This window comes from Alloalcanivorax gelatiniphagus, assembly GCF_005938655.1.
Lineage (GTDB): Bacteria > Pseudomonadota > Gammaproteobacteria > Pseudomonadales > Alcanivoracaceae > Alloalcanivorax > Alloalcanivorax gelatiniphagus.
On record NZ_VCQT01000020.1, the window covers coordinates 1 to 26,525 of the forward strand.

Annotated in this window: 22 protein-coding genes; 7 read left to right on the top strand and 15 right to left on the bottom strand. The window is 67.7% G+C overall.

Annotation, left to right across the window (positions count from 1 at the left end):
• Positions 1-52 precede the first annotated feature (52 nt).
• The 4 genes from FGS76_RS04620 to FGS76_RS04635 all read right to left on the bottom strand — a co-directional run bounded on the left by FGS76_RS04620 (position 53) and on the right by FGS76_RS04635 (position 7,125).
• Complete coding sequence (locus tag FGS76_RS04620) at positions 53-1,219, bottom strand: saccharopine dehydrogenase family protein (protein WP_138771461.1); 1,167 nt, start codon at positions 1,217-1,219, stop codon at positions 53-55.
• A 298-nt stretch (positions 1,220-1,517) separates the two neighbouring features.
• A complete protein-coding gene (locus FGS76_RS04625) occupies positions 1,518-4,655 on the bottom strand; it encodes an error-prone DNA polymerase (RefSeq protein WP_138771462.1) in 3,138 nt (1,045 codons plus the stop codon).
• 296 nt (positions 4,656-4,951) lie between these two features.
• A complete protein-coding gene (locus FGS76_RS04630; RefSeq protein WP_138771463.1) occupies positions 4,952-6,382 on the bottom strand; it encodes a Y-family DNA polymerase in 1,431 nt (476 codons plus the stop codon).
• Entirely contained in the window at positions 6,379-7,125 is a 747-nt protein-coding gene (locus tag FGS76_RS04635; RefSeq protein WP_138771464.1) for an SOS cell division inhibitor, read from the bottom strand. Before FGS76_RS04635 ends, FGS76_RS04630 begins: the two co-directional genes overlap by 4 nt.
• A 424-nt stretch (positions 7,126-7,549) precedes the next feature.
• On the opposite strand from FGS76_RS04635, the gene FGS76_RS04640 reads away from it, so the two are divergent.
• Positions 7,550-8,206: a gluconate 2-dehydrogenase subunit 3 family protein gene (locus FGS76_RS04640; RefSeq protein ID WP_138771465.1), complete on the top strand. Its 657-nt coding sequence runs from the start codon at positions 7,550-7,552 to the stop codon at positions 8,204-8,206.
• Complete coding sequence (locus FGS76_RS04645; protein ID WP_138771466.1) at positions 8,203-9,765, top strand: FAD-dependent oxidoreductase; 1,563 nt, start codon at positions 8,203-8,205, stop codon at positions 9,763-9,765. The genes FGS76_RS04640 and FGS76_RS04645 overlap by 4 nt, the downstream gene beginning before the upstream one ends.
• Positions 9,766-10,008: 243 nt before the next feature.
• Here the strand turns inward: FGS76_RS04645 and FGS76_RS04650 are convergent, their stop codons facing one another.
• Together FGS76_RS04650 and FGS76_RS04655 are read right to left on the bottom strand one after the other, a co-directional pair.
• Positions 10,009-10,518 (bottom strand): hypothetical protein, encoded by a 510-nt coding sequence (locus FGS76_RS04650; protein WP_138771467.1) that lies wholly within the window; start codon positions 10,516-10,518, stop codon positions 10,009-10,011.
• 19 nt (positions 10,519-10,537) lie between these two features.
• Entirely contained in the window at positions 10,538-11,608 is a 1,071-nt protein-coding gene (locus tag FGS76_RS04655) for a DUF748 domain-containing protein (protein ID WP_138771468.1), read from the bottom strand.
• A gap of 148 nt (positions 11,609-11,756) precedes the next feature.
• On the opposite strand from FGS76_RS04655, the gene FGS76_RS04660 reads away from it, so the two are divergent.
• Positions 11,757-12,203: an acyl-CoA thioesterase gene (locus tag FGS76_RS04660; RefSeq protein WP_138771469.1), complete on the top strand. Its 447-nt coding sequence runs from the start codon at positions 11,757-11,759 to the stop codon at positions 12,201-12,203.
• Here the strand turns inward: FGS76_RS04660 and FGS76_RS19860 are convergent.
• Positions 12,200-12,361 (bottom strand): AraC family transcriptional regulator, encoded by a 162-nt coding sequence (locus tag FGS76_RS19860; RefSeq protein WP_377900342.1) that lies wholly within the window; start codon positions 12,359-12,361, stop codon positions 12,200-12,202. The genes FGS76_RS04660 and FGS76_RS19860 overlap by 4 nt on opposite strands.
• On the opposite strand from FGS76_RS19860, the gene FGS76_RS19530 reads away from it, so the two are divergent.
• On the top strand, positions 12,323-12,514 hold the full coding sequence (locus FGS76_RS19530) for a hypothetical protein (RefSeq protein WP_205717179.1): 192 nt from the start codon (positions 12,323-12,325) through the stop codon (positions 12,512-12,514). The two genes, FGS76_RS19860 and FGS76_RS19530, sit on opposite strands and share 39 nt — an antisense overlap.
• A gap of 13 nt (positions 12,515-12,527) precedes the next feature.
• Here the strand turns inward: FGS76_RS19530 and FGS76_RS19535 are convergent, their stop codons facing one another.
• From FGS76_RS19535 to FGS76_RS04695, 8 genes are all read right to left on the bottom strand, one after another.
• Positions 12,528-13,784, bottom strand: a complete 1,257-nt coding sequence (locus FGS76_RS19535) for a hypothetical protein (protein ID WP_205717180.1) — start codon at positions 13,782-13,784, stop codon at positions 12,528-12,530.
• Between the two features lie 682 nt (positions 13,785-14,466).
• Positions 14,467-16,419, bottom strand: a complete 1,953-nt coding sequence (locus FGS76_RS04670) for an acetoacetate--CoA ligase (RefSeq protein WP_138771471.1) — start codon at positions 16,417-16,419, stop codon at positions 14,467-14,469.
• Positions 16,416-18,368 carry an acetyl/propionyl/methylcrotonyl-CoA carboxylase subunit alpha gene (locus FGS76_RS04675; protein ID WP_138771472.1) on the bottom strand — a complete coding sequence of 651 codons (1,953 nt, stop codon included), beginning with the start codon at positions 18,366-18,368 and terminating at the stop codon, positions 16,416-16,418. Before FGS76_RS04675 ends, FGS76_RS04670 begins: the two co-directional genes overlap by 4 nt.
• 61 nt (positions 18,369-18,429) lie before the next feature.
• Complete coding sequence (locus tag FGS76_RS04680) at positions 18,430-19,209, bottom strand: enoyl-CoA hydratase-related protein (RefSeq protein ID WP_138771473.1); 780 nt, start codon at positions 19,207-19,209, stop codon at positions 18,430-18,432.
• A gap of 77 nt (positions 19,210-19,286) precedes the next feature.
• Positions 19,287-20,897, bottom strand: a complete 1,611-nt coding sequence (locus FGS76_RS04685; RefSeq protein ID WP_138771474.1) for a carboxyl transferase domain-containing protein — start codon at positions 20,895-20,897, stop codon at positions 19,287-19,289.
• 84 nt (positions 20,898-20,981) lie between these two features.
• Positions 20,982-21,143 carry a hypothetical protein gene (locus FGS76_RS19420; protein WP_170214397.1) on the bottom strand — a complete coding sequence of 54 codons (162 nt, stop codon included), beginning with the start codon at positions 21,141-21,143 and terminating at the stop codon, positions 20,982-20,984.
• Between the two features lie 81 nt (positions 21,144-21,224).
• Positions 21,225-22,388: an isovaleryl-CoA dehydrogenase gene (locus FGS76_RS04690; protein ID WP_138771475.1), complete on the bottom strand. Its 1,164-nt coding sequence runs from the start codon at positions 22,386-22,388 to the stop codon at positions 21,225-21,227.
• A 75-nt stretch (positions 22,389-22,463) separates the two neighbouring features.
• Complete coding sequence (locus FGS76_RS04695; protein WP_138771476.1) at positions 22,464-22,838, bottom strand: MerR family transcriptional regulator; 375 nt, start codon at positions 22,836-22,838, stop codon at positions 22,464-22,466.
• Between the two features lie 250 nt (positions 22,839-23,088).
• Between FGS76_RS04695 and FGS76_RS04700 the strand changes: the two genes are divergently transcribed.
• Genes FGS76_RS04700 through rraA form a run of 3 tightly spaced genes read left to right on the top strand, consistent with a single transcriptional unit; the run spans position 23,089 to position 26,489 of the window.
• Positions 23,089-25,242 (top strand): response regulator, encoded by a 2,154-nt coding sequence (locus FGS76_RS04700; protein WP_138771477.1) that lies wholly within the window; start codon positions 23,089-23,091, stop codon positions 25,240-25,242.
• Positions 25,243-25,271: 29 nt separating this feature from the next.
• On the top strand, positions 25,272-25,967 hold the full coding sequence (locus FGS76_RS04705) for an NAD(P)H-binding protein (protein WP_138771478.1): 696 nt from the start codon (positions 25,272-25,274) through the stop codon (positions 25,965-25,967).
• A 39-nt stretch (positions 25,968-26,006) separates the two neighbouring features.
• Entirely contained in the window at positions 26,007-26,489 is a 483-nt protein-coding gene (rraA, locus tag FGS76_RS04710) for a ribonuclease E activity regulator RraA (protein ID WP_138771479.1), read from the top strand.
• The last annotated feature ends 36 nt before the right edge of the window (positions 26,490-26,525 follow it).

Here is a 26,525-nt window from a genome sequence, read left to right on the forward strand (position 1 = left end):
TGGAAAGACACAAGGAGCGGCCGGGCGGCGTACCGCTTTAGCCGCGATACCCCTATTCCACCGTGAACTTCAAACCGGCGTGCTCGATGAGCCGCTTGATCAGCTTGTCGCCCATCGCCGGGGCGGTGGTCCAGATGCCGCCGGCGGTGTCGGTGGCGTCGCGCAGCAGGCACAGGGCGCTTTCGCTGATCATCCGCGAGGTGGAACCGTAGCCCGGGTCCTTGTCGCCGGACACGCTCACCGCCAGTTGCTCGCCCTGGTCGTTGCTGCCCAGGAACAGCACGTCGTAGAACCCGTTCTCGCGCTCTTCCTTGCTGGGGCCTTCGCCGGGCTTGGGGGCATCCTCGCCGGCCAGGGAACGGTCCTGGGCCACCGCCTCGGCGGTGGCCTTGCCCTTGTCGCCGTCGCCGGTGAGCAGCATTTCGTCATAGACGAAGTTGTCGCCGTAGGCGTGGCCGAGCAGGAAGTTGGAGCGGTGCACGTTGCGGGTATTGATGGCGGCCATAACGAACGGCGCCGCCCAGGTGCCCAGGGCGTCGTCGTACTCCGGCTTGGCCGCCGGCGGCTGCGCCGGGCCGCTGAACCCGGGGGTGAGCGCGAACGGGTCGGTGAGCAGGGCGCGGATTTCAGGGTCCTTGGCCGCCGCCAGGGTGGCCTTGAGGCTGGCGGCGGTGCCGCCGGAGAAGGTGCCCTTCATCTTGCGCACCCGGCCCTTGACCCGGGTCATCGGCGCCAGGCCTTTCTCCTTGGCCTGTTGTTCCAGGAACAACACGCCCAGATCGAAGGGAATGGAGTCGAACCCGCAGGAGAACACGATGCGCGCGCCGCTCTGCTTGGCGGTGTCGCCGTAGCGGTCGATCATCTGCCGCATCCAGGCCGGCTCGCCGCACAGATCCACGTAATCGGTGCCGGCTTCCGCGCAGGCCTTCACCAGCGGCTCGCCGTACAGCTGGTACGGGCCCACCGTGGTCAGCACCAGGCGGGTGCGCTCGGCCAGCGCCTTGAGGGTGTCCGGCTGGTCGGCGTCGGCGGTCAGCACCGGCACGTTGTCGCTGATGCCCATTTCCGCCCGTACCGCCGCCAGTTTCTCGGCGTTGCGGCCGGCCAGCGCCCAGTTCAGGTCGCCGCCGTAGGTCTGATCCAGGTATTCCGCCACCAACCGGCCGGTGAAGCCGCTGGCGCCGTACACGATCAGATCGAACTCTCTTCCGTTGCTCATGATCGGTTGTCCGTTCCGTTGCGAATGATGGGCTCACTATAGACCCCTGACCCGCCCCCCGTGCAGGGTCGCGAACGGCCTTTTGATGGTGAAGGTGGCCGTGGGTCTGGTTCGTGGTCAACCACGGTGCCGCGACCTATCGCGACTGAAGTCGCTCCTACGGCAATTCTGACCCATGGAGCCGCTTTTGGCGCCACCTCCGGACGAAGCCCCCTGTAGGAGCGACTTCAGTCGCGATCCCCGGCGGTGCCGTCTTCATCGCGGCTGAAGCCGCTCCTACAGTCTCCCCCGTGAACCTTTATTTGAAGTCCCGCGAGCGCACCTGCAGTTGGTCCAGGGCGTCGCGGGCGTCTTGGAGGCGGCCGGCCATCAGGTGGACGATGCCTTCCGGGCTGATCTCCACGGTGCCGGTGACGATCACCAGCGGGCTTTTCAGCAGGATCTGCCGGTAGCGCTCCTGGATCGAGGTCCAGATCACCACGTTGGTGTTGCCGGTTTCATCTTCCAGGGTCATGAACAGGGTGCCCTTGGCGGAGCCCGGGCGCTGGCGGTTGGTGACCAGGCCGGCCACCCGTACCAGCTGGTTGGGGCGGGCGCGCTTCAGGTCCCGGGCCCGGTAGCAACGGTGGAAACGGGGCAGGTGGCGTACCAGGGCCATGGGGTGGCGACCCAGGGTCAGCCCCAGGTGACGGTAGTCCTCGATCAGCGAGGTGTGCTCCGAGGGGGCGTCCAGGTAGACGCCGTCGTGGGCGTCGCGGAGTTCGCCGCCCTGGCCGCCGAGCAGCGGTCGCTGTGCTTCCAGGCCCTGCACGTCCCAGTGGGCCTGATGGCGGTGGCCGCTGAGGCCGCGCAGGGCGTTGCCGGCCACCAGTGCCTCGCGCTCCCGGCTGCCCAGGGCGGCCCGCTCGCACAGGTCGTGCACGCTCTGGAAGGGGCGCTGGTGGCGGGCCGCCACCAGCCGGTCGGCGGCGTCGGCGTTGAAGCCCTTGATCTGGCGCAGCCCCAGGCGCAGAGCCGGCTGCACCCCCAGCCTTTCGCGGTGGGCGTCCTCCAGGGTGTGGTCCCAGTGGCTGTGGCGCACGTCCGGCGGCCGGGTTTCGATGCCGTGGCGGCGGGCGTCTTGCAGCAACTGAGAAGGGGAATAGAAGCCCATGGGCAGGCTGTTGAGCAGCCCGCAGAAGAAGGCGCTGGTGTGGTGGCGCTTGAGCCAGGCGGACACGTACACCAGCAGCGCGAAGCTGGCGGCGTGGGATTCCGGAAAGCCGTAGCCGCCGAAGCCTTTCATCTGCTCGAACAGCCGGCGCGCGTAGTCGCCGCTGTAGCCATTGGCGCGCATGCCCTCGATCACCTTGTGCTCGAACTGCAACAGCTCGCCGCTCTTGCCCCAGCGGGCCATGGCCCGGCGCAGCTGGTCCGCCTCGCCGCCGGAGAAACCGGCGGCCACCATCACCAGCTGGATCACCTGTTCCTGGAAGATGGGCACGCCGTAGGTGCGCTCCAGCACGCTTTTGACCTTGTCGTCCGGGTAGTCCTCTTCCTCCAGGCCGTCCCGGCGGCGCAGGTAGGGGTGCACCATGTCGCCCTGGATCGGCCCCGGCCGCACGATCGCCACCTCCACCACCAGGTCGTAGAAGCGGCGCGGGCGCAGGCGCGGCAGCATGTTCATCTGCGCCCGGGACTCCACCTGGAACACGCCCACGCTGTCGCCCTGGCAGAGCATCTCGTAGGTGGCTCCGTCACCGGCGGGAATGTCCTGCATGGTCAGCGGCCGACCCCGATAACCGCCCACCAGATCCAGGGTTTTGCGGATCGCCGTGAGCATGCCCAGGGCCAGCACGTCCACCTTCATCAGCCCCAGGGACTCCAGGTCGTCCTTGTCCCACTGGATCAGGGTGCGGTCGGGCATGGCGGCGTTTTCCACCGGCACCAGGGTGTGCACCGGGTCGCGGGTGATCACGAACCCGCCCACGTGCTGGGACAGGTGGCGGGGAAAGCCGATCATCTCCTGAACCAGCTCCCGGTAGTGGCGGCCCAGGGTGGAGCCGCCCAGGCCCAGCTCCCGGAAACGCTCCACCAGGGAGTCCGGCTTGTCCCACCAGGCCAGGTTGCCGCTGAGCCGCTCGATCACGTCCTGGTCCACGCCCAGGGCCCGGCCCACGTCGCGCACCGCCGAGCGGGTGCGGTAGCGGATCACGGTGGCCGCCAGGGCGGCCCGCTCGCGGCCGTACTTGCGGTACAGGTACTGCATCACCTCCTCGCGGCGCTCGTGCTCGAAGTCCACGTCGATGTCCGGCGGCTCGTCCCGCTCCTGGGAAATAAAACGCTCGAACAGCAACTGGCTGCGCCCCGGGTCCACCTCGGTGACCCCCAGGCAGTAACACACCGCCGAGTTGGCGGCGGAGCCGCGCCCCTGGCAGAGAATGCCCTGGCTTCGGGCGAAGGCGACGATGTCGTGCACGGTGAGAAAGTAATGGGCATAGCGGAGCTGGCGGATCAGCGCCAGTTCCTTGTCGATCAGGGTGCGCACGGTATCCGGTACGCCCTCCGGGTAGCGGACCTCGGCGCCCTGGTGGGCGAGGGCGGCCAGGTACTGGTCCGCGTCCTGGCCCGGTGGCACCACCTCCTCCGGGTACTGATAGCTGATCTCGTCCATGCGGAAGTCGCACTGGTCGGCGATCCACTCCGCCTCCCGCAGCAACGCCGGCGGGTACACCGCCGCCAGCCGCTCCGGCGGCCGCAGGTGACGCTGGTCGTTACGGAAGCGGCGGTCGCCGAGCTGCTGCACGGAGGTGTTCAGCCGCAGGGCGGTGAACACCTCCTGCAGGCGCTGCCGTTCCGGCAGGTGGTAATGCACATCGTTGCTGGCGGTCATGGCCAGACCATGGCGCCGGGCCAGGTCGTACAGGTAACGGTAGCGCAGGGCGTCGTTGCCCTCCTGGAGCAGTTCGCAGGCCAGCCACAGCCGCTCGCCGAAGTGCTCGCGCAGCAACGGCCCATGGGCCTCGTCGCGGGCGTCGCCGGCGGGCAGCCACAGGCACAGGGCATGGCGCTCAATGCGCGCCAGGTCCCGCCAATGCAACTCATAGTGCCCCTTGGGCGCCCGCCGCCGGCCCTGGGTGATCAGGGTGGCGATCTCCCCGTAGGCCCGCCGGTCCCGGGCCAGCAGCACCAGCCGCAGTTCCCCCTGTTCCTGGCCGAGACGAAAATGGCTGCCGACGATCAGCTTGAAATTCAACGGCTTGCCGGCGTCTTTGCAGGCGGAATCGAGGTTTTTCCAAGCCTGCCAGGCCCGCGCCACCCCGGCCAGGGAACCGTCATCGGTGATCGCCAACGCCCGGTACCCCAACTCATGGGCCCGCACCACCAACTCCTCCGGATGACTGGCACCGGTCAGGAAGGTGAAGGCGGAGGTGCAATGGAGTTCGGCGAAAGACATTGGGGGCTCCGGAAAAAGGCGGCTGCAAGCGGCAAGCTTCAAGCCAGGGGCGGGGCTGGGGCTGGGGCTGAGTTGAAAGTTAAAAGTTAAAAGTTAAAAGTTGAAACGCGGGATAGGGTTGCGGAACGCGGCGCGGCCTTGCCCGCGTTTCCGGTGTGGATCGCGGCTGAAGCCGCTCCTACGCCCTTGTAGGAGCGGCTTCAGCCGCGACCTTTCAACTTTTAACTTTAAACTTTCAACTGACCCCTACCGGCACGGCCTCCCAGCCCCCCGGCCCACCAGCTTGCCGCCTGCAGCTAAAAAAAACCCTGCAACCACCACCCTTCCTGGTCGTCCTGGAAAACCCAACAACACAGGCCGTCCGGGTGGTGGGCCACGTGGTAGCGGCGGGCGGCCTGGGTTTGCCAGGGTTGGCTGAAGCGTTCCTCCTGGGCAAACAGGGTGAGGGGGCGGTTGCGCCAGTGGGGCACGGTGTCGCGCACGGTGAGCGGGCGCGGCGGGTCCAGCAGCCACAGGGGGCGGTCTTCCGGGGTGGCCGCCGTCACCGTCGGCAGCGCCGGCGGGGCGGGGCGGTCCAGGGGCGGGCGGCCACGCTCGCTTTCCTCGGGCAGATGGCCCGGTGCCCGGTCCGGCCGGTACAGGCTCAGGGCCGGCTCGGCGGCCAGCTTCTCCAGCAGGCTGGCCAGCGGCGCCCGTGCCCCCGGGTCCGGGAACAGGTCGGCCAGGGCCGGATTACGCGGTCGCGGGCGTCCGCCGTCCAGGCCCAGTCCCAGCACCGGCGCTTCCAGCACCTGGTGCTCCAGGCGCCGGCGGGTCAGGTCCAGCCAGGTGGCGGCGTCGTGGCCGGCCTGGGCCCGGCGCACCACCAGGGTGTCCCGGTGGCCGTTGTTCAGATACAGATGCCAGCGGATCGCGGTGAGGCTCTCCTGGTGCCGCTCCAGGTCGCTGCTCAGCCGCGCCAGCAGCCGGGTCATCGGCCCGTGCAGATAGTCCAGATTGTCCAGCGGGTCGTCGAAATCCAGCCGCTCGCGGAACGGCCGGGGCGGCGGCAATGGCCGGCGCGGGTCCGGCTTCTCCCCCAGCAGGCGTTGCAGCCAGTCCAGGAAGCCGGCGCCGAAGCGCTTGCCCAGGGCCGGCCGGGGCAGGGGATACAGTTCTCCCAGGGTGCGGAAACCCGGCGCCCGCAGCCGTTCGCGCAGGCGCGGCTCCAGGTCCAGCCGGTCCAGCTCCAGCTCCGCCAGCCAGGCCTGGAAACGGGCCGGCTCCGGTACCTGCTCCAGCGGGGGCGGGTCGGTAAGGTGCCAGGCGGCCAGCGGCGTGGGCCCCAGCCCCAGGCGGGTGGTCAGCGGGCAATGCAGGCGGTAGCGGTCCACCCGCGCCATCAGGCCCTGGAAGCCGCCGTACAGCTTCAGGCAGCCGCCCACTTCCAGCAGCAGAGTGGACGGCGGCGCCGTGCACACCTGGGGGGTAAGTGCCAGCAGGTGTTGGCCCTGGCGGCGCAGGGCCGCTTCCCGGGCCGGCTCGTCCGCCTCGCGGACTTCCAGGTCCTCGCACAGGGCGCGGGCGGTGGCCAGCCGCAGGCCGCTCTCCACGCCGGCGGCGCGGGCCGCCGCGTTGGCCAGCCGCACCCGGTGCTGGTGCACCAGCACCCGGGGCTGCTCCACCGGGCCGTCCGCCGCCTCCAGGGCCAGCAGCGGAAAATGCAGGGCCAGCCACAGCGCGGTCATGGCCGCAGCTCCGGCGGCGGGGGCGCCAGCGGGCGCGGCGGCGGCGCTTCCAGGGCCGGGCGCGGCCGCCGGGTCAGGGCCGCCAGGCTGGCGGTGGCCGGCGGCGCCCGGCGCAGATGCTCCGGCAACAGCGTCAGGTGACAGCGGTCGCCGGGGCGTCCGCCGGGCTGTTTGTGCACCGTCACCGCCAGTTCGCCGGGGGCCGGGCACTCCAGGCCCAGCCGCAGCGGCGCCGGGCTGGGTTGCCGGGCCACCCGCCGGGGGCGGGCCAGCACCAGCAGGCAACGGCCCTGCTGGGCGCCCAGATGCAGCCGCCGCAGGGTGCCCGCCGGCAGCGCCCCGGCCGGCGCCCACAGCAGCAGCACGCTGAGCGCGTCACTGGCGGCGGCCTCATGGCAGGCGCGCAGCAGACCGTCCCGCTCCCCGTGCAGCACCAGCAGCCGCGCCAGCGGCACCCCGGCGCGGGCCAGGGTATCGGCACAGGGCCGCTCCGGCGGGTTGGCGATCACCCGTGCCCCGGGATCGTCGCCGGCCAGCACCGGCAGCATCAGATGCAGCAGCGGCGGGCAGGGCAGCGGACACAGCAGCTCCACCAGCCCATGCACCGGCCAGCCCCCCTGGCTCAGCAACCGGTCCAGACCGGCAAAACCGGTGGGCCGACCGCCCCGGACGGCGCCGTCGAGATCGCGCCCCCGCCAGGTATCCCGACGGGAGAGCAGCTGTTGCAGAAACGCGGACGACATGGGAAGACACTCGGAATACTGTACATAAGGACAGTATCTGAGATGGGGGCGGGGTGCAAGGTGAAAGCTTCGGGTTGGGAGCGGCAAGCTTCAAGCTGCAGGCTGCTAGCGGTGGGGTGTTTGGGTGGGGGAGTTGAAAGTTGAAAGTTAAAAGTTGAAACGCGAGCAGCCGCCCCGCACCGACCAAGCCCTGCCCGCGCACTTGCCCCAACTGGCCGCAGGCCACCCCCCAACCCCCTCAGCAAACGCCCTTTTAACTTTTAACTTTCAACTTTCAACTTAGCCTTGCTTGCAGCTCGCCGCGCCAGCGGCGCAGGCGCGGCGCTGTCCCCAACGGTCAAGGCCGGCTGTGCGGGTAAACATATTGTATTCCCGGGGGTGGTTGAGTAGCTTCGGAGGCCTGTTTCCGAGCGGCGAGAGATCGATGGCACAACAACATAGCGCCGGCCGGGTGTCGGCTGTTTGGCAGCGTGGCGTGAGCCGGCGTCGTTTTCTTGTTTGGACGCTGGCGGGTACCGCCGGGGTGGCGGCGGTGGCCGCCGGTGGTTTCGCGTTGCTGCGCCGTTCGCCTTTGGACCAACAGCCCAAGCCGGCTTGGGCCGAGGGCCTGAGCCGTCAGGAATACCATCTGTTCGACCGGGCCCGGGTGGCGTTGCTGCCCACGGAGGGCACGGCGCTGCCCGCCACCGATCAGGTGCCGGTGGTGGCCAATGTGCGGAAAACCCTGGGCTATATGGCGCCACCGCTGCGCGAGCAACTGGGCACCGGCCTGGGCCTGTTCGATAACGCGGCGGTGGTGTTTCACGGGCGCCGTTTCGTGGACCTGGACCCGGCCACCGCCCGGGACTATTTCGATGCCTGGAGCCGGGGCAACGCCATCCAGCGCACCCTGGCCACGGTGATCAAGCAACTGGTGTACAGCGCCTACTGGAGCGACCCGGCCACCTGGCCGCCCATCGAGTTCGACGGGCCGGTGTCCGAACAGTGGGGGCTGGCCTATCTGGGTAACGCGCCGCTGCCGGAGGAAGACCGCGCGGCGGAAGATCATGGGGAGGAAGACACCATGGAGCAACAGGCATGACGGCGGCGCGACAGGAACCGATCCAAGGCCAACAGGTTCGGCAATCCGGGCTGGCGGTGACCCGGGCCGAGGACATCCGCGAATCCCGGCTGACCCTGGACGCGGACGTGGTGATCGTCGGTTCCGGCGCCGGCGGCGCGGTAACCGGCTACGAGCTGGCGCGGCGCGGCAAGAAGGTGGTGATCCTGGAGGCCGGGCCCTACATCCCTTCCCAGGCGTTCACCGAGCGCTTCACCGACAGCCTGCAAACCCTCTATCAGGACCATGGCGGCCAGACCAACAAGAGCGGCGATCTGCTGGTGTTGCAGGGCGCCTGCGTGGGCGGCTCCACGGTGATCAACGGCTGTGTGTGTTTCCGCACGCCGGATTTTATTCTCGAAGACTGGCAACGGGACTTCGGGCTGTCGGCGCTCACCAGTGAGGAAATGACGCCGTACTTCGAGCGGGTGGAGCGCAACCTGGCGATCCACGAGAACGCCGAGCATGAAATCGCCCGCCACGGCCGGCTGATCCGCGCCGGCGCGCAGAAGCTGGGCTGGTCGGTGAAGCCGTTCAAACGCAATATCCGCGACTGCGCGCTCACCGGCCACTGCCTGTCTGGCTGCAAGACCGAGCGCAAGCAGTCCATGCTGGTCAGCTATCTGCCCTGGGCCAGCGCCCACGGGGCGCGCATCTTCGCCGACACCCGGGTCACCGAGGTGCTGGCGGAAAATGGCCGGGCCCGGGGCGTGCGCGCCCAGGTCACCGGCCACGACGGCGCCAAGGTGGCGGATATGACGGTCAACGCGGAGCGGGTGATCCTGGCCGCCGGCGCCGTGCAGACGCCGCTGCTGCTGCTGAAAAGCGGCCTGGCCAACAGCTCCGGGCAGGTGGGCCGCAACTTCGCCTGCCACCCGTCCCTGTATGTGTCCGCCCGCTACCCGGAACCGGTGCACCCCTGGCGGGGCGCCATGCTGGGGGTCTATGTGGACGAGTTCCTGCACCCGGACAAGGGCGGCTTCGTGCTGGAGGACGGCGGCGCCGGCCCGGTGGAACTGAGCATGACCGCCGAGCCCGGCAGCGGCGAACCGTTCATGGATTTCATGCGCGACAGCAAGTACCTGGCCGGGCTGGTGACCCTGATCCACGACCACAATGTGGGCACCATCCGCTGGGAAGACGGCCGCAAGGTGATCGACTACCAGCTCGACAACGCCGATTTCCCATCCATGAAACGGGCCCTCAAGGCCGCCGCCCGGCTGCACCTGGCGTCCGGCGCCGAGGAGGTCTATGTGCCCTCCAGCGACCGCCGCGTGATCCGCTCCGAAGCGGACATCGACGCCGCCGTGGACGGCCTGGAAAACGCCCCCCAACACCTGCGCATGGTCAGCTACCACCCCCAGGGCAGCACCCGCATGGGCGCCGACCCGGCCAACAGCGTGGTCAACGCCAACGGCCAATGCCACGACGTAAAAGGACTCTACATCGCCGACGCCGGCCTCCTGCCCACCTCGATCATCGTCAACCCACAGGTGACGGTTTATGCGCTCGCTACACGTATCGCGCACAGGATGGTTTGAGGCGGAAAGCTAAAAGGTCGCGGCTGAAGCCGCTCCTACAAGGGCGTAGGAGCGGCTTCAGCCGCGATCCACACCGGAAACGCGGGCAAGGCCGCGCCGCGCTTCGCAACCCTGTCCCGCGTTTCAACTTTTAACTTTAAACTTTCAACTCCTCCCCCCATTGATCGCGGCTAAAGCCGCTCCTACAAAACATGCTGATCGCGGCTGAAGCCGCTGCTACGAAACATACCAAGGGCGGTGGGTTTATTGCCCGCGTGTGATGACAACCCGATGCACTTCGCCGGGTACCTGGTAGCGGAGGATGTCGCTTTCCCGGGCCAGGCAGGTGCCGTGTTGGGGGTTGAGGCGGCACCAGCGTATTTGTTGGTCGACGCTGGGGGGGACGCTGAAGCGGGTCAGGTAGTTGTCGCCGCTGCGCAGGGCGATGAACAGTTGGTTGGCCTGCCAGCCGCAGCGGGGGTCGGTGAACAGGTCCAGGGCCACGTCGAACACCAGGCTCTGGCCTTGCCGGCGGGGCGCGACGCGGGTGCCGGCCTGGGTCACCGGGCATTCCGGGCGGCTGGCCCGGTAGACCACTTCCACGCGCACCTGCTCCGGCGGCAGGGGCGGGTCGATGCGCAGTTGATAGCTGCGCAGGTCCCGGGGCGCCGGGTTGGCGTGGGGCTGGTAGTCGCTGGCCGGGGCGGTCACGCAGCCGCCCAGGGCGAGGGCGGCGGCCAGAACGCCGGCGGTGATGGCGGCGCGTGGAGCCATGGGCTTCTCCTGTGAGCTGTCAGTCGTCGTTGCCGCCGTTCTCGAAGCGCGCCGAGAAGGCTTCCACGAAGGCATTGCGCAGAATACCGAAAAGCGCCGCCCAGGTACCGGTTTCCTTGTCTTCCACCTGGCCGCTGATCGGCACCCGGGTGGCGAACTGGTCCTGGCTCTGGTTCTTGAACAGGGTCTGCACGGCGCCGGCCAGGGCTTCCCAGAGGCCGCCCAGCACCGAGCCGTCCGGGCCGGCCACGTCCTGTTGCCAGTCGAACACGTCCAGATCCTTGAGCAGCGGTTTCACATAGCCGTCCAGCTGGCCGTCCCGGGCGCTCAGTTCCATCACCAGGTCGCCCCGGCCGGACTGCACATCCAGATTGGCGTAGGCGCGGCTGAAGTCGTTGAGGCGGGTCAGGTCCACGTCGGTGACGCGCAGTTGAAAGTCGAAGTCGCGCAGGTCACTGAGCGGGTCGAAGGCGGCGGAGGTTTCCAGGGGCGCTTCGCCGAGCACCCGGGCGCGGGCCTCCAGCGTGGCCACCCGGGTGCCCTTGGTGTCGCGGGTGTTGGTGAGATTGGTGACCCGGCCGTTGACGTCGGTGGCCTCGATATTCACCGGAGGTTCCGAGTGATCGTTGCGGAACACCAGGCGGCCGTTTTGCACCCGCACTTCGTTAAGGGTGATCGGCACCAGCTGTTGCAGTCGGGCCTGCCAGTCGGTGCCGGCACCGGTCTGATCGGCGCCGTCGGCGCCGCCGTCCACGAAGGTCACCGTGGGCCGCTCGAACAGCACCCGCGCCACCAGGGCATGGTCCTGCCACAGGGCCCGCCAGCTCACCGCCAGATCGATGGCCGGGGCGTCCAGCAACGGCTGCGGCACGGCGCCGTCCACCCGCGCGATGGTGAATCCCTCCAGCCGGTAGGCGCCGCGCCACCAGGCCAGGTCCACGTCCTCGATATGGCCCCGGTAATCGCCCATGTCGGCCATCTGCTTGTTGAGGTAATCGCGCACCAGCCAGGGCAGCGCCAGGTGCAGCACCAGCAGCAGGGCGATCAGGGTCAGTGGAACGGCGAGGGCGATACGGCGACGTCGTGTCATGGGCAATGCCTGTCCTTGCGGCACTATCGGGCTATTTCTGATCGCGGCTGAAGCCGCTCCTACAAAGACAAGGGTTCGCGTAGGAGCGGCTTTAGCCGCGATCCCGGGTTATCATCGCGCACCCGCACGATTTTCGCGAGGACTGTGCATGAGTGAAAACAAAACGCGCCCGCTGCGCGACGAATTCGGATATCTGTGCCCGGTGGACAGCCGCTGGGCGGACAACGATGTCTACGGCCACATCAACAACGTGGTGTATTACAGCTATTTCGACTCCACCATCAACCGTTACCTGATCGAGCAGGGCGGCCTGGATATCCACGACGGTGACGTGATCGCCTATGTGGTCAGTTCCGGCTGCGATTACTTCGAGGCCGCCGCCTATCCGGACGCGCTGGCGGTGGGCATGCGGGTGGACAAGCTGGGCAACAGTTCGGTGCGCTACGGGCTGGCGTTGTTCGGCGCGGAGGGGGCCGCCAAGGCTCTGGGCTTCGTGGTGCATGTGTTCGTGGACCGGGCCAGTGGCCGGCCGGTGCCGATTCCGGAGCGGCTGCGTGAGGCGCTGGCGGCGCTGGGCCGGGAGAGCAGTGACTAGCGTTGCCGCCACTCGCTGGGGCTGACGCCGAAGGCCGCTTTGAAGGCGCGGCTGAAGGTGGCGCTGTCGGTGAAACCGTAATCCAGGGCGATGTCCAGAATACCGCGGTGGGCGGCGGGGTGCTTCCGGACCTGCGTTATCTGGACCAACAGGGCCACCAGGCGTTTCCCGCCATCGTCGCCGGGCTCTACGCGGACAAGGGCATGCCGTCCTTGGCCGGGGAACTGAGCCTGGATCAGGTGCAGGCGATCCACCAGTACCTGATCAAGCGCAGCGGTGACCTGCAACGGGAGCTGCGGGCGGCGCCCTGAGCGCCGCCCCGGGTCAGCGCGGCTGCCAGTGGCTGGCCGGGCTGGCCAGCCGGCGTGCCGCGTAGGCCGCCGGGTCGTCCTCGCCCTGGCCGTCGGAGAAGTACAGCTCGGCGACGAAATAGAACGACTGGCCGAACGGAATGCGGTCCAGGGCGAAGCCCACATTGGGCCGCTGGCCGGGGAACCGCTCCGGTTCATCGTCCAGCTCCGGGTCGTCCTGATAGATAAAGCGGGCGCCGGTGTCGAAGCCGTCGGCGAAATACAGCCGCGCCAGCAGATCAAAGCCGTCCCCGGTGCCGAACCACAGCCAGTTATCGGTGGGCACCGGGGTATCCACCATGGCCCGCTCGCTGTCGTCCAGATGGCCGTCCACGCGGGCTTCCCGTTCACCGGTCCAGCTGGTGCGCAGGCGCGCGCCGGTCAGGTTGTTGCCGTCCACGGTGACCCGGGCGCCGGGTTCGCGCAGCACCGCGGCGGCGAAGCCGGGCAGGGTGAAGCGGCTGTGCACCGCCACCGCCCGATCGCGGATCAGAAAGTAGTTGTGCAGCTTGAGCACCGGCAGGCCGGCCACCCGTACCCGGGTGGTGACGTAGGCGCGGGTGGCCAGGGGGCCGTCTTCCAGCTGGCGGATTTCCGGGTCCAGGTTTTCATTGGTCAGGGTAAGCCGGGCGCCGGCGCTGAACACCCCGGCGCTGAGCCGCAGCTTGAGGCTGTCCAGCAGGTTGAGCGGCTGGCCATCCGGGCCGGTGCGGCCGGTATAGAAGAAATCCCCCCAGCGGAACAGGTTGTCGTCCTCGAAGGCGAGTTGGAATGCTGGTGTGCGCAGGGCCAGCGGGTCCCGCTGCAGACGTGCCGGGGCGGGGCGCTCCGGTGGCCGCCGGGCCAGGGCGTAGAGGCTGCGGGCGTCTTCGCGGGTGCCCACGGTGAGCACCCCGAGCACTTCCTCGGGCAATGGCGCCGGCGCGGCCCGGGCGGTGTCCGGCAGGTCCACCAGCAGATGGTCCTCGGCGGCGATGCGGTCGGCGGGCTGGGAGCGCTCGGCGTCGCCGTCCTTCTCGAACCAGGGCGCCCGGCCCTGGCTCCAGGGCAGCCACTGGTGGGTCAGGCTGACAAAGTCGCCGCCCTGGTACACGGCCAGATCCACCTCCGCCGGGTGATGCCCGGCCAGCCCGGCGATGGCCGGGCCCTGTAACTCCACGATGGCCGCCGTGGCCGGGGCGCCGAGCAGCGCCACCGCAAGCAGTGTGACAATACGAAGGGGGGTGAGCATGGGGCCTCCCTGGCACCGGTTGTTCCGTTACCGGACAGGCTGAGGCAAAGCGCCGGCCCGGTCGAGGCCCGGCGGCGGGGGATCCGTGGCTGCGGAGCCGTTGGCGAGGAGGGAGGGATCGCGGCTGAAGTCGCTCCTACGGGGTAAGGGTGTTGTAGGAGCGACTTCAGTCGCGATAAGCAGGCTTGCTCAGCCCTCCAGCTCGACCCGATCAGTTTCCAACGGGCCCGCTCAGCGGTGATGTGGATGATCGCAGTCGTTGGGCGAGGTTGGCGGGAGGGATCGCGGCTGAAGCCGCTCCTACGGGGTAAGGGTATTGTAGGAGCGACTTCAGTCGCGATCAGCAGGCTTGCTCAGCCCTCCAGTTCGGCCTGATCAGTCTCCAACGGGCCCGCTCAGAGGTGATGTGGACGATCACAGTCGTTGGGCGAGGTTGGCGAGGAGGGATCGCGGCTGAAGCCGCTCCTACGGGGTAAGGGTATTGTAGGAGCGACTTCAGTCGCGATAAGCAGGCTTGCTCAGCCTTCCTGCTCGGCCCGATCAGTCTCCAACGGGCCCGCTCAGCGGTGATGTGGATGATGGCAGTCGTTGGGTGAGGTTGGCGAGGAGGGATCGCGGCTGAAGCCGCTCCTACGGGGTAAGGGTATTGTAGGAGCGACTTCAGTCGCGATCAGGGGCGAGCTCAGCCCGCCAGTTCAGGTCGATCAGCGAAATGCGCCAACGCCTCCGGATTGGCCAGGGCGTTGCGGTTGCGCACCTCCCGGCCGTGCACCACGTCGCGCACCGCCAGCTCCACGATCTTGCCGCTCACCGTGCGCGGGATCTCCGGCACCGTAAGAATCACCGCCGGCACATGGCGCGGGCTGGCGCCGGCGCGGATGGTGGTACGGATTTTCTTTTGCAGCTCGTCACTGAGTTCCACGCCGTTGGCGGGTACCACGAACAGCACCACCCGCACATCGCCCTGGAACTGCTGGCCGATAACGATGGCTTCGCGGATTTCCTCCAGGGTTTCCACCTGGCGGTAGATCTCGGCGGTGCCGATGCGCACGCCGCCCGGATTAAGCACCGCATCGGAGCGGCCGTGGATAATCAGTCCGTCGTGGCCTTCATGGGCAACGATCTCGGCGTAGTCACCGTGGGCCCAGATGTTCTCGAAGGTGTCGAAGTAGGCATCGTGGAAGCGCTGTTCGTCCGGGTCGTTCCAGAACGCCACCGGGCAGGCCGGGAAGGGCGCCCGGCACACCAGCTCGCCTTTTTCGCCGACCACCGACTCGCCGTCGTCGTTGAACACCGCCACGTCCAGGCCCAGTCCCAGGCATTGCAGCTCGCCCCGGTACACCGGCACCAGCGGGCTGCCCAGGGCGAAGCAGGAGAGGATGTCGGTGCCGCCGGAAATGGAGCTGACCAGCAGGTCCGGTTTCACCTTTTCGTAGAGGAAGTCGTAGCTCTCGTGGAGCAGCGGCGAGCCGGTGGACATCAGCGTGCGCAGGCTGGACAGGTGGTGGCTGTCCCGGGGCACCACGCCGGCTTTCTCCACCGCCTGCACGAACTTGGCGCTGGTGCCAAAGTGGGTGATGTTCTCCGCGTCGATCAGATCGAACAGGCGGGCGGCGTCCGGGTAGGCCGGGTTGCCATCGAACAGCACCAGGGTGGCGCCGGTCTGCAAACCGCTCACCAGCCAGTTCCACATCATCCAGCCGCAGGTGGTGAAGTAGAACAGCACGTCGTCGGCGCCCAGGTCGCCGTGCAGGCGGTGTTCCTTGGCGTGCTGGATCAGGGCGCCGCCGGTGCCGTGCACGATGCATTTGGGGGCGCCGGTGGTGCCGGAGGAATAGAGAATGTAGAGCGGGTGGTTGAACGCCAGCGGCTCGAACTCCGGCATCGGGCCGGCGGCGGCCAGCCAGTCTTTCCAGTTGAGCGCCTGGCGTACCCGGGTGGTGTGGCCACGGCCGGGGATCACCACCAGCAGTTCCGGTTTGAGGTGATCGTGCAGGTCGTGGATGCGCTGGTCCAGATCGATCCATTTGCCGTTGTACTGATAACCGTCGCAGGCGAACAGCACCTTGGGCTCGATCTGGCCGAAGCGGTCGAGCACCCCCTGGACGCCGAAGTCCGGCGAACAGGACGACCAGATGGCGCCGATCCAGGCGCAGCCCAGGGCGGCGATCACGGTTTCGATGCGGTTGGGCATGAAGCCAGCCACCCGGTCGCCGGGCTGGATGCCGGCGGCACGCAACTGGGCGGCCACCTGGCCGGCGGCCACGCGCAGATCGTTGTAGCTGATCTCATCGCGCCGGCCGGCTTCGTCCACGCTGATCAGGGCGGTGTGGGTGTCGTCGCGGGCCAGCAGGTTCTCGGCCATATTGATGCGGGCGTCCGGGAACCAGCGGTTGTGGCGAAACACCGGGCTGGGTTCCAGCACTCGCTCGCCCTTGTGCCCTTGCAGCTCACAGAAATCCCAGACCAGATTCCAGAACGCTTCCGGTTCGCGCACCGACCATTGGTGCAGGGCGCGGTAGTCGTCCAGAGGCTGGCCGGCCAGGGTTGCCGCCTGTTCGCGGAATGCGCTGAGCTGGCTGTGTTGCAGCCGCTGAGCGTCGGGCTGCCAAAGCGGGGATGGGGCTGTTGTCATTCTTCCTCCGTTTCAAAGTCCACCAACAAGGTGCCTTCAGAAACGCTGTCTCCGGCTTTCACGAGGAAGTCCCGCACGGTGCCGGGGGCACTGGCGCGCAGGGTGTGTTCCATTTTCATGGCTTCCAGCGTGATCACGGCCGCGCCGGCGTCCACGGGATCGCCCGCCGCCACATGGCAGGTCACGATGGTGCCGCTCATGGGCGCGCGGAAATCACCCGCGCCGCCGGCTCGCTCGCTCTCCCGAGCCGGGTGCGTCTCGATCTGATAGTTCTGTCCGTGGACAAACACCGTCAGGCGCCGGTCGTCAAAGGAAAAGAGGGCATGACCGGAAAGCCTGTGCTCACCCCAGTGCAGGTCGAAGCGATCATCGTGCCGATGCAGCGTCCAGGGGGCGGTGTGATCCGCCACGCTGGCCCGATCGTCGTCGAGCACCACGGTGAGGGGGTGTTCATCCACGCGCAGCGGCACCAGGGTACGCCGGCGGCCCAAGGGACGCCAGGCGTTCAGCGCGGTCCAGGGGTCGTCGCCGCTGTCCGGCGGCGTGCCGGCGAGCAGGGCGGCGGCGGCCACCGCGAGCAGGGCCGGGTCCTCCGGCTCCGCTTGCAACAGGTGCGGGCGGTGCTCCAGCAGGCGGGTGTCCAGGTCGGCGTCGGCGAAGGCCGGATCACAAAGTACCCGGCGCAGAAAGGCGCCGTTGTGATGGGGCCCGCTCAGCGCCAGCTGGTCCAGGGCGCGCACCAGCCGGCGGCGGGCCTGGTCCCGGTCGTCGCCGTGGGCGATCAGTTTGGCCAGCATCGGGTCGTAATAATCCGAAACAATATCGCCGGCCTCCACGCCGGCGTCCACGCGCACCTCCGACGGCCAGCGCAAATGGGTCAGCGGCCCGGAAGAGGGCAGAAACTGCTGGTAGGGGTTCTCCGCGTACAGGCGCACTTCCATGGCGGCGCCGTGCACTTGCAGTTCCTGCTGGGCCTTGGGCAGCGGCCGGCCCTCGGCCACCGCCAGCTGCCAGGCCACCAGGTCCTCGCCGGTGATCAATTCGGTGACCGGGTGTTCCACCTGCAGGCGGGTGTTCATCTCCATGAAGAAGAACTCGCCCTCCGGCGAAAACAGGAATTCCACGGTGCCGGCGCCCCGGTAATCGATGGCGCGGGCGGCGCGCACCGCCGCCTGGCCCAGGTCATGGCGTTGCTGTTCGCTGAGCCCCGGCGCCGGGGCTTCCTCGATGATTTTCTGGTGGCGCCGTTGCACCGAACAGTCGCGCTCGAACAGATGCACGGTGTTGCCGTGCTGGTCGGCGAACACCTGCACCTCCACGTGGCGGGCGCTGGGCAGATAGCGCTCCAGCAGCACCCGGTCGTCGCCGAAGGCGTTGCGCGCCTCCCGGCGGGCGGCGGCCAGGGCCTCGTCGAACTCGGCGGCGTGCTGCACCGCCCGCATGCCCTTGCCGCCGCCGCCGGCCACCGCCTTGATCAGCAGCGGTAAGCCGACCCGTTCCGCCTCCGCCTTCAGGGTGGCGTCGTCGGCGTCTTCCTGGTCGAAGCCCGGCAGCACCGGCACGCCGCTGTCGGCCATGCGCTGGCGGGCGGCGGCCTTGTCGCCCATCAGGCGGATCGAGTCCGGCGCCGGGCCCACGAAGATCAGGCCGGCGTCGGCGCAGGCCTCGGCGAAGGCGGCGTTCTCGGACAGAAAGCCGTAGCCGGGGTGGATGGCGTCGGCGCCGCTGTCCCGGGCGGCGGCCAGCACCGCCTCCATGTTCAGGTAGCTGTCCCGGGCCGGCGCCGGCCCCAGGCGCATGGCCAGGTCGGCCTCGCGCACATGGGGGGCGTCGGCGTCGATGTCCGAGTACACCGCCACGGTGGTCAGGCCCAGCTGGCGGCCGGTGCGGATGATGCGCCGGGCGATCTCGCCCCGGTTGGCGATCAGGAGGGTGTCGATGCGGGCCATTTTTCTTCCTTAGCGTATGGGCGTGGGCGGTTCGCGGCTGAAGCCGCGAAACACGATCCGCTTATTCGCCGGTCCAGTTCGGTGCGCGTTTTTCCAGAAAGGCGCTCAAGCCCTCCTGACCCTCGGCGCCGGTGCGCAGCTCGGCGATCAGGTCGGCGGTGTAATCCACCACCGCCGGGTCCACGGCGCTCCCGTCGGCCCGGTGCACCAATTCCCGGGCGCGACGCTGGGCACCGGGGGCGCCGGCCAGCAGGGCGGCGGTCAGGCGTTCCACGGTGGTGTCCAGATCCACGGCGGGCACCACCTCATGGACCAGCCCCAGTTGGCCGGCGCGGGGCGCGTCGATCACCTCGGCCGTCATGAAATAGCGGCGCGCCTGGCGGGCGCCCATGGCGCGTACCACATAGGGGGCGATCACCGCCGGCAGAATGCCCAGCTTCACTTCGCTGAGGCAGAAGCGGGCGTCGTCGGCGGCCACCGCCATGTCGGCGGCGCAGATCAGCCCCAGGGCGCCGCCGAAAGCGGCCCCCTGGACCCGGGCGATCACCGGCTTGGCGGCGCCATCGATGGTGCTCATCAGCGCCGCCAGGCGGCGGGCGTCGGCGCGGTTCTGGTCCGCGTCCAGCTCGCCCATGGCGCGCATCCAGTTCAGGTCGGCGCCGGCGGAAAAATGCTTGCCGGCGGCGTCCAGCAGGATCACCCGGGTGTCCGGGTCGGCGCTGGCCTGCTCGAAGGCCTGAATCAGCGCTTCGATAACGGTGTTGTCGAAGGCATTGCGTTTGTCCGGCCGGTTCAGGGTGATGCGAGTCACCGGGCCTTGGTTTGTGCTTGTTATGGTCATTGTTTGCTCCTGGGGCGGATCGCGGCTGAAGCCGCTCCTACCCGCCAATGTAGGAGCGGCTTCAGCCGCGATCACTGTTACATCCGGAAAATGCCGTAGCGGGTGTCGTCGATCGGGGCATTGAGGCTGGCGGAGATCGCCAGGCCGAGCACGTCGCGGGTGTCCGCCGGGTCGATCACGCCGTCGTCCCACAGCCGGGCGCTGGCGTACCAGGGCTGCGCCATGGTTTCGTATTGCTCGGTCATGTCCGCCTGGAAGCGGCGCGCTTCCTCTTCGTCCCAGTGTTCGCCTTTCTTTTTCAGGGCGGCGGCTTTCACCTGGGTGAGCACGCTGGCGGCCTGCTCGCCGCCCATCACCGAGATGCGCGCGTTGGGCCACATAAACAGAAAGCGCGGGTCGTAGGCGCGCCCGCACATGCCGTAGTTGCCGGCGCCAAAACTGCCGCCGGTGATCACCGTGAACTTGGGCACGGCGGCGCAGGCCACCGCGTTGACCAGTTTGGCGCCGTGCTTGGCGATGCCCTCCGCTTCGTATTTCTTGCCCACCATGAAGCCGGTGATGTTCTGCAGAAACAGCAGCGGAATCTTGCGCTGGTTGCACAGTTCCACGAAGTGGGCGCCTTTCAGGGAAGACTCGGAGTAGAGCACCCCGTCGTTGGCGAGAATGCCCACCGGAAAGCCGTGGATGCGGGCGAAGCCGGTGACCAGGGTGGTGCCGTAGTTGGCCTTGAACTCGTCCAGGTCGGAGTCGTCGACGATGCGCGCGATCAACTCCCGGGCCGGCATCGGTGAGCGGGTGGTGGGCGGGATCAGGCCGTACAGCTCGTCGCCCTGGTAGGCCGGTGGCCGCGCCGGGCGCACGTCCAACTGCTGGGGCTTGTGCCAGTTGAGCCGGTCGATGCAGCGCCGCGCCAGGTCCAGGGCATGGGGCTCGTCGTCGGCCAGGTGGTCGGCCACCCCGGACTGCTCGCCGTGCAGGGCGGCGCCGCCCAGTTCCTCGGCGGTGACATCCTCGCCGGTGGCGGCTTTCACCAGCGGCGGGCCGGCCAGGAACACGGTGGAATGCTCGCGCACCATGATCACTTCGTCGGCCATGGCCGGCACATAGGCGCCGCCGGCGGTGCAGGAGCCCAGCACCACGCTGATCTGGGGAATGCCGGCGGCGGACAGGTTGGCCATGTTGAAGAAGATGCGGCCGAAGTGTTCCCGGTCCGGAAACACCTCGTCCTGGCGGGGCAGGTTGGCGCCGCCGGAGTCCACCAGATAGATGCAGGGCAGGCGGTTTTCCGCCGCCACCGCTTGGCAGCGCAGGTGTTTTTTCACCGTCAGCGGGTAATAGCTGCCGCCTTTCACGGTGGGATCGTTGGCCACGATCATGCATTCCACGCCGGCCACCCGGCCGATGCCGCCCACGCAGCCGGCGGCGGGCACGTCCTCGCCGGGGTAAACGCCATCGGCGGCCAGCGCCGACAGTTCCAGGAACGGCGAGCCCGGGTCCAGCAGGTGCTGGATGCGCTCGCGCACCGGCAGCTTGCCGCGCTCGCGCAGGCGCTGCTCGGCGGCTTCACCGCCACCGGCGGCGACCCGGTCCAGTTTTTCCCGGAGTTGCTCGCGCAGGGCCAGATTATGCTCCCGGTAGTCGGCGTATTCCGGGGTGCTTTTGTTGAGTTGGCTGATGATCTTGGGCATTTGGGTGGTCTCTTCGCGGCTCAATCGCGGCTAAAGCCGCTCCTACGGTAGCTCCTGTAGGAGCGGCTTCAGTCGCGATGGTTTTCAGGCGGTCTCGTTGAACAACTCGCGGCCAATCAACATACGGCGGATTTCGCTCGTCCCGGCTCCGATTTGGCTACGGCCGCCGCACAGCGGCTTAACCTCGGTGTCGCCGAGGTTAGCCTTCGCCGAATCGTCGCTTTGGTAACTGATGATCTTGGGCATTTGGTGGTCTCTTCGCGGCTCAATCGCGGCTGAAGCCGCTCCTACGCGGTTCTGTAGGAGCGGCTTTAGCCGCGATGGTTTTCAGGCGGTCTCGTTGAACAACTCACGGCCAATCAACATGCGACGGATCTCACTGGTCCCGGCTCCGATTTCATAGAGCTTGGCGTCGCGGAGCAGGCGGCCGGTGGGGTAGTCGTTGATGTAGCCGTTGCCGCCCAGGCACTGGATCGCGTCCAGGGCCATTTGCGTGGCGTTCTCGGCGCAGTAGAGGATGGCGCCGGCGGCGTCCATGCGGGAGGTGCGGCCGGTGTCGCAGTTGCGCGCCACCTGGTAGAGGTAGCTGCGGCTGGCGTTGAGGGTTACGTACATGTCGGCGATCTTGCCCTGCATAAGCTGGAATTCGCCGATCGCCTTGCCGAACTGCTTGCGCTCGTGCACGTAGGGCAGCACCACGTCCAGGCAGGCCTGCATGATGCCGGTGCAGCCGCCGGCCAGCACGGTGCGTTCGTAGTCCAGGCCGCTCATCAATACCTTGACCCCTTCGCCGACCCGGCCGAGTACGTTTTCTTCCGGCACTTCGCAGTCCTCGAACACCAGCTCACAGGTGTTGGAGCCGCGCATGCCCAGCTTGTCCAGCTTCTGGGCCCGGGAGAAACCGGGGAAGTCGCGCTCCACCAGGAAGGCGGTGATGCCACGGGGGCCGGCGTCCGCGTCGGTCTTGGCGTAGATCACATAGGTGTGGGCGTCCGGGCCGTTGGTGATCCACATCTTGTTGCCGTTGAGCACATAGCGGTCGCCTTTCTTGTCGGCGCGCAGGCGCATGCTGACCACGTCGGAGCCGGCGCCGGGTTCGCTCATGGCCAGGGCGCCGATGTGCTCGCCGCTGACCAGGCCGGGCAGGTAGCGGGCGCGCTGGGCGTCGTTACCGTTGAGCCAGATCTGGTTCACGCACAAATTGGAGTGGGCGCCGTAGGACAGGCCCACCGAGGCGGAGGCCCGGGAAATCTCTTCCATCACCAGGGTATGGGCCAGATAGCCCAGGCCGGCGCCGCCGTATTCCTCGCCCACGGTGATGCCGAGCACGCCCAGGTCGCCGAGCTTCTTCCACAGCTGATTGGGAAACTGGTTGTCGCGGTCCAGCTGTTCGGCCAGGGGCGCGATCTCGTTGCGGGCGAAGGCGCGGGCGCTGTCACGCAGGGCCTCCAGGGTGTCGTCCAGTTGAAAGTCCAGGCCGCCGTTGAACATCTGTCTCTCCTGTCGGGGGAGCCGCGCGGGTTGTTGTGGGTATGCGGGCTCGGCGTGTCGGTAAAGTCGGTCTCGTCAGAGCCCGGTCAGGGCTTGCCGGGTGCGGGCCTCGGCGTCGTCCAGCTCGGTTTGCAGCACCTGGATATCCGCCAGTTGCCGTTCCAGCTGCGCTCGTTTGTCGGCGATCCGTTGCAGCAGGGCTTCCAGCTGCTGCCGGTTGTCGCTGGCGGGCCGGTACATGCGGATCAGGTCGCGGGATTCCGCCAGGGAAAAGCCCAGCCGCTTGCCGCGCAGAATCAGCTTCAGGGTGGTGCGGTCCGCCGGTGAGTAGACGCGGGTCTGGCCGCGCCGCCGGGGGCTCAGCAGGCCCTGGTCCTCGTAGAAACGGATGGTGCGCGTGGTGACGTCGAATTCCCGGGCCAGCTCACCGATTGAATAGGTCTTGGTCATGGTTCGGAGAGTAGGGGAAGTTTACGTTAACGTAAAGTATTGAGGTGGCGTTTTGGGGGGATCGCGGCTGAAGCCGCTCCTACACGCGTACCCACCCGTAGGAGCGGCTTCAGCCGCGATACGGTAGCCTGGCCGGTTGGGGGGTGTTACCTTTAGCGCCCGCTGGTTCCGAGGGTATGGAACGGTGATTTACCGTAAAGATCGCAAGGTCCTCAAAAGAGTGGATTTCGGGGCCGCCAAGAATTCCCTGATGGGGATATTGGCGGCTCTTGTGGTTTACGCGCTGGTGATCGCCTGGGGTCGGGTGTATCAGGCGTTTCAGCTGGAAACGTTGCTGGTCGGCGGCGCGGTGATGGTGGTCACCGCCTTCCGGCTATGGTTGGTGGCGCGCTTCGACGCCCTGTACGGCGCCGGGCCGGCGCGCTGGCGCAAGCTGTTCGCTTTCGGCCTGATCCTGCACGCCCTGGTGTGGGGCCTGTTGCCGGCCTGGCTGGTGTGGCGGGTCGGCACCGGCTTCAACTTCTTCGTGGTGATCCTCTACAACGTGGGCGTGACCACCGCCCTGGGCAGTTCCTGGATGGCCGGGCTGAGGGTGCGGCAGGTCTATATTCTGCTCATGTTCCTGCCGGTGATCGGCGCCCTGTTCCTGGGCGGCGGCCTGCGTGAATGGCTGCTGGCCTTGCTGGTCACCGCCTATACCTTCTATCTGTTCCGCCTGTACCGGGGCCAGTACGAGCTGTTCTGGCACGCGGTGACCCGGGAGCGTCGTGGTGGCGCCACCGAGCGGCGCCGGGAATTGCCGGCCAGCACCGACATTCAGTTGAGCCTGGTGTACCGGCTGGCCCACGAGCTGCGCACGCCGATGAATTCGGTGATGGGCATGATGTCGCTGCTGGAAGACACCCGCCTGGACGACGAGCAGAAGGAATATCTGCAGGTGGCGGGGCAGAGCGGCAAGCTGATGATCACCCTGATCGACGACGTGCTCGATTATTCCCGCATTCTCACCGGCCGCATTACCCTGAGCCCGGACTATTTCGACCTGCGCGGCGCCATGGAGCAGATTCTGGAGGCGTTCGGGCCGATGGCCCAGGCCAAGGGGCTGGAACTGTCGGCGGTGGTGGACCGGCTGTTGCCGAAGCGGGTGCGCGGTGATCGGGACCGGCTGATGCAGGTGCTCACCAATTTGCTCAGCAACGCCATCAAATTCAGCGATAACGGCGAGATCCGCGTGGACGTGGATTTCACCGCCGAGGGCGAAAACGACGGCGTGCTGCGGGTGCGGGTCAGCGACCAGGGCGCCGGCATGGACACCGACACCCTCAAGCATCTGTTCGAGGACCAGTTTCTGGATGGCGCCGTGGATGCCTTCGCGGTGCGCCATGCCGGTTTCGGGCTGCTGGTCTGCAAGGGGCTGATCGAGGCCATGGGCGGGGCCATCGGCGCCGAGAGCGTGGAAGGCGAGGGCTCCACCTTCTGGTTCACGGTGCGCCTGGGGATGCAGGCGGACATGAGCGAAACCTCCCGGCTCAGTGGCGTCATGGCCGAGCTGCAGGGCGTGGTGGTGGGCGCCAGCGCCGGCTCCCTGGCCTGCCTGCAGGAGGAGTTCGAGGCCCTGGGCAGCCAGTGCCAGGGCGCCCGCGACTACGACCATGCGCTGCAGGCGCTGCGCGCCGGTCACCGGGAGCAGGCGGAGTTCGATCTGTTGCTGGTGGACACCCACGGCCGTCGGGAGCTGGCACTGAATCTGTGCCGTAATGTGCTGGAGGACCCCAGCCTGCGGCCGGTGAAGCTGATGCTGATGTGCACCATCGAGCAGCGCGGCGAGCCCACCGTGCAACGGCTGGTGGACAAGCACGGCCTGGTGACCCTGGTGCGCCCGGTGCACCGCACCGGCCTGCGCATCGCCCTGGGCCGGCTGCTGGGCGTGCCGCGCTCGCAACCGGTGCAGGACCTGCCCACGGAAACCCCGGAAGAACGCCAGCGCCGCAAGCTTTTCCGGCTGCTGCTGGTGGAGGACAACGAGGTCAACCAGCTGGTCACCCGGGGCATGCTCGGCAAACTGGGCTATCAAGTGAAAACCGTCAATAACGCGGAAACCGCTCTGGCGTTGCTGGAACAGGAACACTTCGACCTGGTGCTGATGGACTGCATGATGCCGGACCTGGACGGCTTCACCGCCACCCGCGACCTGCGCGAGCGGGAGCAGCAGGAGCAGCGCCCGCGCACCCCGGTGATCGCGGTCACCGCCAACACCGCCGAAGGGGCCCAGGCCCGCTGCCTGGCCGCCGGCATGGATGACTTTCTCGCCAAACCCGTGCATCTTCAGGAACTGGAAACGGTGCTGCGGCGCTGGTTGTCCCGTGAGGATGACCCCGCCAGCGGAGAACCGGACAGCGAATGAAAGACAACCGATAACAAGAGGGACGCGCCATGAGCAGACGGGCCTTGCTGTTGGGCGCCACCGGGTTGGTGGGCGGACATTGCCTGCGCAAACTGCTGGAGTGCGACGATTACCAGGAAGTAAGAGTGCTGACCCGCCGACCGGTGGGCATCGAGCACGAAAAATTGGTGGAACGGGTGATCGACCCGGGGGACATCGATCAGCACCAGGATTTCTTCGCCGTGGACGACGTGTTCTGCGCATTGGGCACCACCCTCAAGCAGGCGGGCTCCAAGGAAGCGTTCCGGCGTGTCGATCTGGACCTGGTGGTGCACATCGGGCGCCTGGCCCGGGACGCCGGGGTACAGCGCTTTCTGCTGGTCTCGGCGGTCAACGCCAACGCCCATTCGCCGTTCTTCTACGCCCGCATCAAGGGCCAGCTGGAACGGGAACTGAAAGCCCTCAAACTGCCATTGCTGGCGCTGTTTCAGCCGTCCCTGCTGCTCGGCGAACGGGAAACGCCGCGCCCGGTGGAGGCCTTCGGCATCCGCTTTTCCAAGATCATCGACCCGATCACCCGCTGGACCGATGCCCACTGGCTGCCGGTGAGCGGCGAGCGGGTCGCCGATGCCCTGCTGGGCATGGCGCTGATGGGGCCGGACAACGGCACCTATCGGGTGCGTTTCCGGGACTTCGTGGTCTATGCCGGCAAGTACCGGGACAAATATCTGCGCTCGGCGTCCTGAAGCGGGACGCCGGATTCCATCCCCCACCGAGGAGAAACAATGAGCTTCGTCACCTGCGACCTGTGCGACGACAACGCCGATATCGTATCCGTGGTTACCGGTTTGCACTGGTACAGCTACGGCGGCCGATCCGCGTTCGGCGGTGAAATCGTCACCGTGAAGTGCTTCGAGGACAATTCCCGGGTCAAGGAGCATCTGGGCACCGACGGCAAGGGCAAGGTACTGGTGGTGGACGGCGGCGGCAGCCTGCGCAATGCCCTGATCGGCGACATGATCGCCGAGAACGCGGTGAAAAACGGCTGGGAAGGGGTGATCATCCACGGCGCCTGCCGCGACGTGGACGAACTGGCCAAGCTGGATATCGGCGTTATGACCCTGGGCTGCGTGCCGATCAAGTCGGTGCGCCGCGATGAAGGCCAGCTCAATATCGATATCACCTTCGGTGGTGTCACCTTCCGCCCCGGCGAGTATGTGTACGCCGACAATAACGGTGTGATCACCGCCCCCCGCGCGCTGCTCTGAGCGCGCTCGCGTTTTCTGTTCGCGGCTGAAGCCGCT